At 65.8% G+C, this 12427-nt stretch carries 12 protein-coding genes; 6 read left to right on the top strand and 6 right to left on the bottom strand.

Features of this window, described 5'->3' with window-relative positions:
- The first annotated feature begins 296 nt into the window (after window positions 1–296).
- Complete coding sequence (locus tag A5760_RS09745; protein ID WP_064880083.1) at window positions 297–2339, top strand: glycoside hydrolase family 172 protein; 2043 nt, start codon at window positions 297–299, stop codon at window positions 2337–2339.
- On the opposite strand, the gene A5760_RS09740 is transcribed toward A5760_RS09745, so the two are convergent.
- Window positions 2280–3110, bottom strand: coding sequence for a rhomboid-like protein (locus A5760_RS09740; RefSeq protein WP_082279408.1), 831 nt, complete (start codon window positions 3108–3110; stop codon window positions 2280–2282). The two genes, A5760_RS09745 and A5760_RS09740, sit on opposite strands and share 60 nt — an antisense overlap.
- A 235-nt stretch (window positions 3111–3345) precedes the next feature.
- On the opposite strand from A5760_RS09740, the gene A5760_RS09735 reads away from it, so the two are divergent.
- Window positions 3346–4179, top strand: coding sequence for a mycofactocin-coupled SDR family oxidoreductase (locus A5760_RS09735; protein WP_155764279.1), 834 nt, complete (start codon window positions 3346–3348; stop codon window positions 4177–4179).
- 11 nt (window positions 4180–4190) lie between these two features.
- Window positions 4191–5393, top strand: coding sequence for a cytochrome P450 (locus A5760_RS09730; RefSeq protein WP_064880079.1), 1203 nt, complete (start codon window positions 4191–4193; stop codon window positions 5391–5393).
- A 9-nt stretch (window positions 5394–5402) separates the two neighbouring features.
- Here the strand turns inward: A5760_RS09730 and A5760_RS09725 are convergent, their stop codons facing one another.
- The 5 genes from A5760_RS09725 to A5760_RS09705 all read right to left on the bottom strand — a co-directional run bounded on the left by A5760_RS09725 (window position 5403) and on the right by A5760_RS09705 (window position 9615).
- Window positions 5403–5960, bottom strand: coding sequence for a TetR/AcrR family transcriptional regulator (locus tag A5760_RS09725; protein WP_064880077.1), 558 nt, complete (start codon window positions 5958–5960; stop codon window positions 5403–5405).
- A 72-nt stretch (window positions 5961–6032) separates the two neighbouring features.
- The gene (locus A5760_RS09720; RefSeq protein WP_064880076.1) at window positions 6033–6359 is read right to left on the bottom strand and encodes a hypothetical protein; all 327 of its coding nucleotides are present in this window, start codon (window positions 6357–6359) and stop codon (window positions 6033–6035) included.
- Window positions 6356–7663: an aromatic ring-hydroxylating oxygenase subunit alpha gene (locus tag A5760_RS09715; RefSeq protein WP_064880074.1), complete on the bottom strand. Its 1308-nt coding sequence runs from the start codon at window positions 7661–7663 to the stop codon at window positions 6356–6358. Before A5760_RS09715 ends, A5760_RS09720 begins: the two co-directional genes overlap by 4 nt.
- Window positions 7660–8547: an enoyl-CoA hydratase/isomerase family protein gene (locus A5760_RS09710; RefSeq protein WP_064880072.1), complete on the bottom strand. Its 888-nt coding sequence runs from the start codon at window positions 8545–8547 to the stop codon at window positions 7660–7662. The genes A5760_RS09715 and A5760_RS09710 overlap by 4 nt, the downstream gene beginning before the upstream one ends.
- A gap of 102 nt (window positions 8548–8649) precedes the next feature.
- On the bottom strand, window positions 8650–9615 hold the full coding sequence (locus tag A5760_RS09705; protein ID WP_064880070.1) for a TIGR03621 family F420-dependent LLM class oxidoreductase: 966 nt from the start codon (window positions 9613–9615) through the stop codon (window positions 8650–8652).
- Between the two features lie 138 nt (window positions 9616–9753).
- Between A5760_RS09705 and A5760_RS09700 the strand changes: the two genes are divergently transcribed.
- The 3 genes from A5760_RS09700 (at window position 9754) to A5760_RS09690 (ending at window position 12416) form a co-directional block, all read left to right on the top strand.
- On the top strand, window positions 9754–10458 hold the full coding sequence (locus A5760_RS09700) for an SDR family NAD(P)-dependent oxidoreductase (protein WP_064880068.1): 705 nt from the start codon (window positions 9754–9756) through the stop codon (window positions 10456–10458).
- A 31-nt stretch (window positions 10459–10489) separates the two neighbouring features.
- Complete coding sequence (locus A5760_RS09695; RefSeq protein WP_064880066.1) at window positions 10490–11944, top strand: aldehyde dehydrogenase; 1455 nt, start codon at window positions 10490–10492, stop codon at window positions 11942–11944.
- 82 nt (window positions 11945–12026) lie between these two features.
- On the top strand, window positions 12027–12416 hold the full coding sequence (locus tag A5760_RS09690; protein WP_064880064.1) for a PPOX class F420-dependent oxidoreductase: 390 nt from the start codon (window positions 12027–12029) through the stop codon (window positions 12414–12416).
- Window positions 12417–12427 lie beyond the last annotated feature (11 nt).

The following is a 12427-nucleotide window of genomic DNA, read 5'->3' as shown; positions in this document are numbered from 1 at the left end:
CGAAATGCCGTTTTTACTGCGCAGCAGGGAGAGTAGTTGAATGCGATCGTCGCCCTTTGTCCTGGTCGAGTAGCGAAGACGATGCTTGCGGCCGCCTTAACCGCATTCCGTGAGTATGCGGACGGGCCTAAAGACGTTGGCCCGAAACAGGATACGAGCTTGTCCAGCGGGGCTAAATCCAACTTTCAGTACGAAATTGCGCCCATTCCTAAACTGCTAGTACGTACCGTGTTTAATTGCGAAAGTTGCGGCCGGATCATCCGCCGACGAGGCCGACAAAAGTAGGCTCAGTGGCTATGTCGGCTGCGGTGCGCGTGAGTTCCGCGGTATTCGCGTTGCTGCTATTGGTAAATCCCGGTGCCGGGGCGGCCGGCGCGGAGCCGGCCGCACCCGACACAAACCAATCGGGCGCACGAATGGTCGGCTGGGATACCTACCGTCGATTGGACCTGTTGCCCTATTTGAACCCTGGTTCGCAGACTCTGCAGGTATCGAGCTTTGACCGCAGCGGCGGCGATTTCGACATGTCCACGGGCAATCGCAACGGCAGTGGCGGGTGCCTGGCACCCGGGGGTGCCGGCTGCGTCATCGCGGAGGATCACGGTGCCGGAGAAATCGATTCGATCTGGCTGACCCGCGACGGCGGCAATGTCCGCGCTCTCGGAAACATCCGCATCGAGCTGGACGGGCAGGCCGTTGTAGACACACCATTGCAATCGTTGGTCGACGGCAAATTGGGGGCCCCATTTGTATGGCCGCTGGTGGCCAACGCCGCACAATCGCCCGGCGGCGTCTACATCAAAGTGCCGATGCCCTACCGGCGTTCGATGCGGGTCAGCGTCACATCGCATTTGGAGTATTACCACGTCGACTATCGGCAGTTTCCCGATGGCGACGGGGTTAACACGTTCTCACCCTCCGATCCCGCGCTCGATGTGCTGGACACGCTCAAGTCCGCCGGCGTGGTTGACCCCAAACCGGTGGCAGCCGGGGCGGCGCACAGCACTCGGGTCAGCGACCTGGCCGCCGGTGCCGCGCAAACCATCGCCGAATCGACTGGCTCGGCCAGCGTCTCGGAGCTGCGGCTGCAACTGCCCGAACCGGCGGTGGAACAGCTGGACGGATTGCGGCTGCAGATTGAGTTCGACGGCCGGACCATGGTCGACTCGCCACTCGGGGAATTCTTCGGTGCCGGACTCGGTGCGAACCCCGTGCGATCGTTGATGTTCGGGACCAGCATCCAACCCGATGGATCGGTGGTGTTATGCGATTGGTGGCCAATGCCTTTCGCGCAGTCGGCCCGTGTCTCGCTCGTCAACACGGGCGCCGGCCCGGTCACGGGGATAGTCAGCGACCTCGCCACCACACCCGACGGCCAATGGGCGCCCGCATTGACCAGCGGCCGCGCCGGCTACTTCACCGCGCGCTCGCACGCCGGACCGACGGTCGCGGGCCAGGACTGGGTGTTCGCCGAGGAGCAGGGACGCGGCAAATTCGTCGGCGTCAGTCACACCATCCGCGGCTATCGAACCAAAACGGCGTTCAGTGATGACGCCCCTTACTTTCTCGAAGGCGCCGAGCGGGTCTACACCGACGGCGCCGCATCCCCGCAGTGGTACGGAACCGGCACCGAGGACCTCTACGAGGGCGGCTGGTACTTCAAGAACGGCACCCACTTCAGCGACCCACTCAACGGCCAGCCCGATCAACGCACCGCCACGGGCGGATGCGCCGACTACTGCGTCGCCGTCTACCGCATCATGCTGGCCGACGCGATCGGCTATCACTCCGGGATCCGATTCGGCATCGAGCACGGGAAAAGGAATATGGTCCAACCCGACTACAGCTCAACCGCATTCCTCTACACACAGCCCGACGCCGGCGTCACCGCCGGTGACGACGTCAACCCCACCGACCCCATCAATCGAGTCCTGCACGGCTACACCGACTCCGACGCGACCGATCAGCTACTGGTCAGCGAATACGAGGGCACCCAGGACACCCTGCCCGTGGTCGGCTCGGTCCGTACCACCCAGGGCGCGATCACCTTTCACGTCCAGATCGATCCGGACAACCACGGCATCCTGCTACGCCGCACCGCGGATCAAGCGACTGGATTTCAATCGGCGGACGTCGCCGTCGACGGCGTACCGACGGGCAACTGGCTACAGCCGCGCAGCAACACCTTTCACCGCTGGCTGGACGACACCTACCTGGTGCCGCGCTCGGTCACGGCGGGCAAGGCGCAGGTGAGCGTCACCCTGACGCCCACCGCCGACTCACCGCCCTGGACCGCCAGCCGCTACCACGTCGACACACTGACCGGGCCCCCTGACTAGCGAGCGATTGGTGGCCAGCCCGATGAGCGCACCGGCCAGGCCGCCGGCCGGCGCCATCAGCGAAGGCCCGGCGAGCAACAGATAGCCGAACGTGACACCGACCATGAGCAAGGCCTGGTGCAGCGGTGTCCAAGTGGCAGCCGGCCGCAACCGGAACGACAATCCGATGCCGAGCAGCAACGCCACCACGTGGCCGACGGCGGTGAAATCCGCGCCCGCGGCCGCCACCACCGCGGTCCCCAGCCACCAGCCCGCCCAGACCCCGCGCCAGCGCGCCGGGACCGCCGCCGTGAACGCGCCGAGCACACATACCGCGCCATAACTGATCCCCACGTCACTGGCGCGGGCGACCGAGACCGGCAGCATCCCCGTCTCGATGGCAGCGACCAGCCCGACCGCGACGATCAACGTGGCGCCGATGTGGCCGACGGCAAAGGTGACGAGCAGACCCCGACCACACCACATGAGTTCACCCAAGGCCAGCAGGCAGACCAGCCCGGGCAGCCAGAAGAACAGATCACCGCCGTCGTTGACGAATGCGCTCCCGATCAAAGTGCCCAGATGTCCGCGCCCAAGATTGTGAACGTTTGTGCTCATGCGGCTTACGGCGACCTCGTGCGCATGCGGGCCCAGCGCCGCGAGGACGAGATAGATGACGAGCAGGATGACCGCATAGGTGGCCGTCACGCGAACCGACGCCGCGCCGGGCACGGCGCGCAGCGGCGCCTGCGTCCAGCGCAGGGCGCCGTCGCGGGTAGCGGCGAACGTCATGGTCCCACGGTGCGGGTCCCGCGGGCGGCGTGCCTCGTTCTTAACGAAGCCTTCACACCCCTGCCGCAAATCTTCACGAAGTCGGGCGGGCCCGTGACGTCTCCTTAAAGAGAAGCCATCGCGGCGACGCTGATCGAGGCCGCCCTACGGCCTTGACGGACTCGTCGGGATGCTGCTAAACATGGCCTGCGCCACAGTTTTGGGCGATCGCCCAAAGTCGATGGGTGGAGGATGTATGGGTCGGATGGATGACAAGGTCGCATTCGTGACAGGTGCGGCGCGGGGGCAGGGCAGAAGTCACGCCGTCCGGCTCGCGCAGGAGGGTGCCGACATCATCGCGGTCGACATCTGCCGTGGATTCGAAGGGTCGCCGGCCCCCGCCGCGACGCCGGAAGACCTCGATATCACCGCGGGCATGGTCAAGGACGCCGGAGCTCGCGTCGTGACCGCCGAAGTGGACGTGCGTGAGTACGACGCGTTGAAGGCGGCGGTCGACAGCGGCGTCGAACAGCTGGGGCGGCTGGATGTCATCGTCGCCAACGCGGGCATCGGCACGATGACCGGCAAGCTGCACAAGACCGACGAGGCGCTGTGGCAGGAGATGATCGACGTCAACCTCAGCGGGGTGTGGAAGTCGGTCAAAGCCGGTGTCCCGCACATGCTGGCCGGGGACCGCGGCGGTTCGATCATCTTGACCTCGTCGGTCGCGGGTAAGAAGGCCTACTTGCACACCGGCCACTACACGTCGGCCAAGCACGGGGTGATCGGGCTGATGCGGGCGTTCGCAGTTGAATTGGGGCACAAGATGATCCGGGTCAACGCCGTGCTGCCGACCCACGTGAACACGCCGCTGCTGATCAACGAGGGCACCTTTCATGCCTTCCGCCCCGACCTGGAGAACCCGGGGCCGGACGACCTCGCGCCGATCTGCCAAACCTTCCACACGCTGCCGATCCCGTGGGTCACCGCCCAGGACATCAGCAACGCCGTGCTGTTCCTGGCCTCCGACGAAGCGCGATACATCACCGGCGTGGCGCTGCCGGTGGATGCCGGCAGCTGCCTGAAGTAAGGAAAGCATCGATGACCGTCACCAACGACACCGACGTCTACTACGACCCCTACGACGTCAACATCAATGCCAACCCCTACCCGATCTACGCGCGGCTGCGCGAAGAGGCGCCGATCTACTACAACGAACGCTACGACTTCTGGGCCCTGTCAAGGCATTCCGACGTCGAGCACGGCCTGGCCAACTGGGAGACCTTCTCCAACCGGCGAAGTGACATCCTGGAGCTCGTCCAGTCGAAATTCGACATGCCCGGCGGCGTCATGATGTTCCAGGACCCACCGGAGCACTCGAGGCTGCGAGGCCTGATGTCGCGGGTGTTCACCCCCCGCCGGATGGCCGCCCTCGAGGACCAGATTCGGCAGTACTGCATACGCTGCCTGGACCCGCTGGTCGGCTCCGGTGGATTCGACATCATCGCCGAGCTGGCATCCATGATGCCGATGCGCGTGATCGGGATGCTGTTGGGAATCCCGGAATCCGAACAGATCTCGGTGCGCGACGCCAATGACGCCAACCTGCGCACCAAGCCGGGCGCGCCGTTGAAGGTCGCCAACGCCGACTCCATCGCCGACGGCCGGATCTACGCCGACTACGTCGAATGGCGCTCCAACAACCCGTCGGATGACCTGATGACGACGCTGCTCAACGTCGAATTCGACGACGAGAACGGGGTGCACCGCAAGCTGACCCGCAAAGAGGTGTTGCACTACACCCAGGTGGTCGCCGGGGCGGGCAACGAGACCACCGGCCGGCTGATCGGCTGGCTGGCCAAGGTGCTCGCCGAGCACCCCGAGCAGCGCCGCGCGGTCTACGAGGACCGGTCACTGTTGACCCGCACCATCGACGAGACGTTGCGATTCGAACCCACCGGCCCGCACGTCGCGCGTTGGATGGCAAAGGATTTCGAGTGCTACGGCACGACTGTTCCGGCCGGCAGCGCCATGCTGTTGCTGTTCGGCGCCGCGAACCGCGATCACCGCCGCTATACCGATCCGGACACCTACAACATCCGTCGCGACAACATCTCGCACATCACCTTCGGGAAGGGCGTGCACTACTGCCTGGGCGCCAACCTGGCCCGCCTCGAGGGCCGCGTCGCGCTGGACGAGATCCTCAACCGGTGGCCCGAATGGGACATCGATTACGACACCGCGCAATTGGCGTCGACGTCGACCGTGCGCGGCTGGGAGCGGCTGCGGGTGGTGTTGCCCTGAGCTGCCGTCTCAGGTGGCCCGGCGTTTCTTCGGGGTGGGCATCTCGAACCGGTCCAGGAAGCGGTTGACCAGCGCGACGGCCTCGTCGTGCCCACCGTGGGTGCCGAGCCCCTGTTCGAGGATCAGGGTGCGCCCGATGGAGGCGATCACCACCGCCAGGGCCGCGGGCGGGAATTCGTCGGTATCGAGATCGTGTTCGCGAACGATGAAGTTCAGCGCGGTGATCTGCTGTTCGCGCCAGCGTTCCGACCAAGCCGAGATCTCGGCCCGAATCTCCTTGCGGTGGTTGGCAAGTCCCATGAACTCCAGCAGCAGCCGGGTGTCCTTGGGTGCGGTGAGCGTGTCCCAGAAGGCGTGCAGCGGGCGGTCGGAGGCCAAGGCCTGCTGCTGACGCTCCAGGTAGACGGCGGCACCGCTGCGAAAGACGGCCAGATACAACTCGTCCATCGTGGGGAAGTAGTAGTGCACCAGGGCCGGCTTGACGCCGGCCTTGGCGGCCACCCGCCGCGACGTGGCGGCGGCGTAGCCCTCCTCGACCATGACCTGACTCGTCGCCGCCACCAACATGTCGCGCGTGGTCGAATCACGCGCCTTCGGTCGCTGAGATGCGGTCACAGTGTGGTCTTATCACAGGCCGTGTCAGGGGACCGGTTCGGCAACCATGTCGAAGAACGCGGCGCCGGAGTCCGGGATGCGGTTCTGCTTGAACACGTTGACGGCGTAGGAGACCAGGACCATCGAATACAGCAGCTGCAGCAGCCTGGTCGCATCGTCCGGTAGTGCGTTGATGTCGCGCTCATTCAGGTAGGCGATCGCCTCCTCGGCCCGGGGGGCAACGGCGTCGTAGAACGTGACGAGATCGTCGTAGGGCTTGGACAGCCGCGCCTCGTAGCGCTGCGCCCGCGTCGGCAGCGCCCAATCGGCGACGAACGGTTCGAGGTCTGCGAACCCCTGCGGCAGTGTCATGAGCGCCGCTCCTCAGACCGGTGGGCGTCCACCGTGTCGCGAATGACGGTGTGGAACTGGCGGATCAGCAATTCCTGATCGCTGAGGTGGAAGGTGTTCTGCGCGCGGGTCTTCAGGGCCGAATGCGTGGCCTCGATCGTGTTCACGTCCTGCATCGCGAACTCGATCGTGCTGTCCACCACCAGTTCCTGCGCGAGTCGCTGGGCGGCGTTGACCGGCGGCACGAAGTACATGTCAATCTCGTAGATGTGCGAGTCGACGGTCTCGGGCCAATAGGTGTAGGTGATGTAGTACCCGCGTGCCCAGATCTGGATCGAAATGTTCGGGAAGACCCAGAACTGGTCGTTGCCCCACGAGGCGATCTCGCCGCGGTTGAGGAAGTCCGGTTGCGACCCGTCGAAGCCCAAGTCGGGCACGTCATCGGGCCCGAACAGCCCGGCGCGGAACAGCTTGTAGACCCAGCGCTGGTCCTGGCGGGCCGGTCCCGCGTTGCCCGGCTCGCGCGGGGGTAGCGGGGGCGGTCCGGGAACCGAGGTGAGCATGTGCGGCCGGAACAGTTCGTAGTGGTAGGAGTCGACGGGCGGCACCATCTTCTCGGCCTTGGCGACATCGGGATCGATGAAGCGGCCGTGCACATACGGCGGGTGATACCACTCGCAGACCGAGTCGACGGCCAGCTTCCAGTTCCCGTTGATGCGGGTGGAAAACCCGTAGTGCTGCGTCATCTTGTCGAAGGGATACGTCTCGATGCTCAGCAATCCGTCGCCCAGGAAGCTGCGCAACGGTACCGGATCGTCGGCGAGATTGACGAAGATGAACCCTGCCCAGACCTCGCAGTGCACCGGCGGCATCCGCAGCGTGCTCTTGTCGAGGTCGAAGAACTCGCCTTCGTTGGTGATGTGGTTGACCTTGCCGTCCAGGCCGTAGCGCCAGCCGTGGTACTTGCACGCGAACGCGCGACAGGTGCCCGACGATTCGCGGCCCGGGTGCTCCTGCCAGACGACCTTGTTGCCCCGGTGCGCGCACACGTTGTGGAAGGCGTGCACGGTGTCATCGCGGTCGCGGGCGATCACGATCGAGGCGAGCCGTCCGGGCAGATCGCGGGTGAAGTACGACCCCCTGCGGGGCAGGCGTTCAAGCCGTCCGACGCACAACCAGTTTCGCTCGAAGACTGCCTTACGCTCGGCGGTGAAGAACTCCTCGGAGATCGAGTCCTCATAGCTGACGGGCGCGGTCCCCAGCTCGGGATAGTCGGTGGTGAACTTGCCCCGCCCGGTCGACAGGCGCTGCTGGATGCTGGTCACGAGGTGACTCCTGCACTGCGTTGCCCGCCGTTGGCCCAGGGCTCCTGATCCCAGGCCCGGTCCAGCGGTGCCATCTCGCCCCCGAACGGGAAGAAGGCGCGCTGCGCGTAGGTTTCCCGCGCGAGGCCGTGGCCGAGCTCGTCGATGAAGGCCCGCTTGAGCGGGTTGGTGAACAACTGGCGCGAATAGCGCAGCGTCAGTGGTGGACGCTTGACCAGTTCGCGGGCGAGTTCCCAGGCCCTGTCCAGCAATTGGTCCTTGGGCAGCACCTCGTTGACGACGCCCCACTCCTTGGCCTCGGCCGCCCCGAGCTTCATGCCGGTCAACAGGAAGTAGCGGGCGCGGGTATGACCGGCCACGAAGCTCCAGATGACGTGCTGGCCGTCGCCGGGCACCTGGCCGCGGGGGAAGTGGGAGGCGTCCTGAAAATAGGCGTCTTCGGAAGCCAGGACGATATCGCCCATCAGCGCCACCTCGGAGTGGATGTTGCACGGGCCGTTTACGGCGCTGATCATCGGGACGTCGACGTCGAGCACGTTGGTGATCAGGTGCCGTGCGTACCAAGCTTTTTCGTCGAGCTTGACCAGGCCGCGGGTGCCGGGCATCACCTGGTACTCTGGCTTGTCCACCAGCTCACCGTTGGGTAAGCGGCCCCAGTTGGCGTTGTAGTTCTCGCCGGTGCCGGTGTGGATCAGCACCTTGATCTCGCGGTCGCCGGCGATGTCGGCGAACGCATCCGACATGTCGTCGTGCGCGCGCCAGTCCCACACCAGGCTGCCGCCGTTGGTGTGGCATTGCATGAACAGAATTCCGTCGTCGGTGAGTTCGAACCGGTAGTTCGCATACCGATCGCGATATTCGCTGTACCTGGTTCGCTTTGCCATTGAGCCGTCTCATTCTGCGAGAAACCGTCAGCCACCTGGTTTGAGCGATCGCCCAAACCGGGTAGCTGACATGCTTGCACCTGCGGTCGCGGCGGTCAAGGCTCACCGCCCGTGCAGGTGGGCCACCACCGGCGCGAAGGAGTCGAGCTGTGCCTGCTGCACCGTGACATAGTTGATGCCCAGGGTTTCCCGGCGCGAATGCAGCGTCTCGGCAACGTGTTCCAGCGAACCGATCAGCACATTCGGATGATCGCGCAACAGGTCGGCGCCGATGCCCGTCGACTTCGCCAGGCCCGCCAGTACGGTCTCGGGGTCGTCGGTGATCTCGGTGAAGTACGGCGAGCTTTCGACGTCCAGCCGGCCGAAGCGCGCGCCGGCGGCCGCACGCACGAAGCCGATCCGGCGCTGCGCCACCGCCTGTGGGTCCAGCCCGTCGGGATCGTGCGCCACAAACGGCACGCTCGAGATGCTGACGATGTCGGCCTCGCGTCCGGCCAGCGTGAGAACGCGCTGCCCGCCCCCGCCGATCATGATCGGCGGATGGGGGTGCTGCACCGGCCGTGGTCGTCCCGCATAGCCGCGTACCTCGACCAACTCGCCCGAGTAGTCCAGTTCTTCGCCCTGCCAATGGGCCTTGACGAGCGAGACCACCTCGGCCAGCTTGGCGATGCGCCGGCCCGGCCGGTCGAACGCTAGCCCCATCGCGGCGTACTCGACTCCGCTCCATCCGGCGCCGATGCCGAATTCGAGGCGCCCGTCGGAGAGCAGATCGAGAGTCGCCGCTTCCTTGGCCAACACCGCGGGCACGTGATAGTCGATGCAGAAGACGCGGCAACCGATGCGCAAGGTCTCGGTCCAGGCGGCCGCCGCCGCCATCGCCGCGATGGGTGCCAGGTCTTGGCGCGGGGTGCGCGCTTCTCGCTGCGCCGGTCCCGGTCCCAGGTAGTGATCCGCGAGGAAAAGCGTTGTGTATCCGAGATCTTCGGCCCGACGAACGGTATCGCGCCACTCTCGTGACCCGGCGGCATTGGTGGCCTGCACTCCGAAACGAAACGGGGGTCTGTCCATCAACGGACCCTAAGTGGGCCCCTGAACCTAATCAAGGCGACATCGACAACTCGCGCTTGACCGTGGGCGAGACCGGGTGATAGGCATGTGAAGCCCATTATTTGGGCGGTCGCTCAGGAAAGCTGGGGTGTTGCTCGCGTGAAGACGGCGGTCGTTACCGGCGGCGCTTCTGGGATCGGCCGTGCCGTCGCCGAGCGATTGCGTAGCGACGGATTCCGGGTGGCAGTCCTCGACCTGACCCCCACCGACGACGGCTTCGGCTATGCCGCCGATGTCACCGACCGCGCCCAGGTCGATACCGCGATAGCGGAGATCCGCGCGGCGTTCGGCCCGATTCTGGTGCTGGTCAATGCCGCAGGCGTGGAGGGGTTCGGAAAGTTCTCGAACATGTCCTTCGAGGAATGGTCCAAGGTCATCGACGTGAACCTGCACGGCGTCTTCCACACCGTCCAGGCCGTGCTGCCCGACATGGTCGAGGCCGGATGGGGTCGCATCGTCAACATCTCGTCGTCCAGCACCCACTCCGGGCAGCCGTTCATGGCCCACTACGTCGCCGCGAAGTCCGCGGTGAACGGCCTGACCAAGTCGCTGGCCCTCGAATACGGCCCGGCCGGCATCACCGTCAACGCCGTTCCGCCGGGCTTCGTCGACACCCCGATGCTGCGCAGCGCCGAGCGGCGGCACCTGCTCGGAGGCACGGTGGAGGATCACATCGCGCGCACCCCGGTACGTCGCGTCGGCAAGCCGGAGGACATCGCCGCGGCATGCGCCTTTTTCGTCTCCGAGGAAGCCGGCTACATCACCGGCCAGATACTCGGGGTCAACGGCGGCCGCAACACCTGATCGCTGAACACGCAGAGCCCCAAGGAGATTGATGTACGAGAGGGACCAACTCTTCATCGATGGGGAATGGACGGCACCAGCCTCTGGACACGACACCGTCATCTCGGTGGTTTCGCCGCACAGCGAGGCGGTGATCGGCCATGCGGTCGCCGCGGGACCCGAGGATGTGAACCGCGCCGTCGGCGCGGCGCGCGGGGCATTCGACACCGGGCCGTGGCCCCGCATGCAGCCGGCGGAGCGGATCGATGCGCTCGCCCGCCTGGCCGGCATCTACAAGAAGCGGCGGGCTGACATGGCCGCGCTGATCTCGGCCGAGATCGGCGCGCCCATCACCTTCGCGAAGATGGCGCAGGTCCGTTTACCGCTGACCATGATCTCGGCGTTCTGCGGCATGGCGGCGAATTACCAGTGGCGACAGGATCGTCCGGGCCTGTACGGCAAGGACATTCGCATCGTCAAGCGACCGGTCGGCGTGGTGGCCGCGGTGGTGCCGTGGAACATGCCGCAGTTCCTCACCATGTGCAAGATCGTGCCGGCGCTGTTGGCCGGGTGCTCGGTGGTACTCAAGCCCGCCCCCGAGTCCGTGCTCGACGCGCAGCTGCTCGCCGAACTCGTTGCGGCAGCGGACTTTCCGCCGGGCGTGCTGAACGTGGTACCCGGCGGCCGCGACGTTGGTGAACTGCTGGTGGGCCACGCGGGCGTGGACAAGGTCTCGTTCACCGGGTCCACCGCCGCCGGGCGGCAGGTCGCGCTGGCGTGCGCCCAGCGGCTGACACAGGTGAGCCTGGAATTGGGCGGCAAGTCGGCCGCCGTGGTGCTCGACGACGCCGACCCGGCCGCGACCGCCAACGCGATTCAGATGGCCAGCCTCGCCAACAGCGGTCAGGTGTGCAATGCGCTGAGCCGAATCCTGGTGCCGCAGGCCCGCAAGGACGAGTTCGTCGACGCGCTGGCGGCGGGCATGCAGTCGATGACGGTAGGCGACCCGGCCGACCCCGACACCCAGATCGGGCCGCTGGTGGCGCAGCGCCAGCAGGCGCGGGTCCGTGGCTACATCGAATCGGGTAGAAGCGAGGGCGCGCGCCTGGTCACCGGCGGCAGCGAGATGCCCGACGGCCTCGAAACCGGTTGGTACGTAAGGCCGACGCTGTTCAGCGATGCCACCAATGACATGCGGATCGCCCGCGAGGAGATCTTCGGTCCGGTGCTGACCGTAATCTCCTATGAGCACGAGGACGAGGCGGTTCGGATCGCCAATGACTCCGAATACGGGCTGGCCGGCTCGGTGTTCACCGCCGACGTCGAGCGCGGTTACGGCGTGGCGGCCAGGGTGCGGTCGGGCACCTTCGGCGTCAACGAGGGCTACATCATGGATCCGGCGGCACCGTTCGGCGGGGTCAAGAACAGCGGGTACGGCCGCGAACTCGGCACCGAGGGGATCGACGGTTACACGGTGAGCCAATCCATTTCGGCCGCGACGTCGTGACTGCACGGTTGCCCGCCGCGTTTAAGTTTCTTAACTACCGGGGATAGGGATGGGGCAATCCCTGCACAGGTAAGGAACACGCGTGGCCCCCAGCTTCAAGGACGTTATCCAGTCCAAGTACGTGCTGTTGACGACATTCACCAAGGACGGCCGCCCGAAACCGACACCGATCTGGGGCGTGCCCGACGGCGACGACACGCTGTTGGTGATCACCGACGACGGGTCGTGGAAAACCAAGCGCATCAACAACACTCCCAGGGTGACGATCGCCAAGAGCGGGGCGCTGGGCAAGCCCAAGAGCGAAGAGGTCGAAGCCGTCGCCCGGGTGCTTCCGAAGTCGGAGACGCGACGCGTCTACAACGCCGTCCTCAAGCGGTACTGGTACCACGCGCCGTGGTTCTACGTGCACTCGATCGTCCGCGGCGGCATCGACAAGGTGCACGTCGGCCTGGAGATCAAGCCCGCCGGCTGAGGCACCCCACG

This window comes from Mycobacterium colombiense, from assembly GCF_001665835.1.
Taxonomy (GTDB): Bacteria; Actinomycetota; Actinomycetes; order Mycobacteriales; family Mycobacteriaceae; genus Mycobacterium; species Mycobacterium colombiense_A.
The sequence above is the reverse complement of the archived record's forward strand: the minus strand, read 5'-3'. Positions and strand labels throughout refer to the sequence as shown.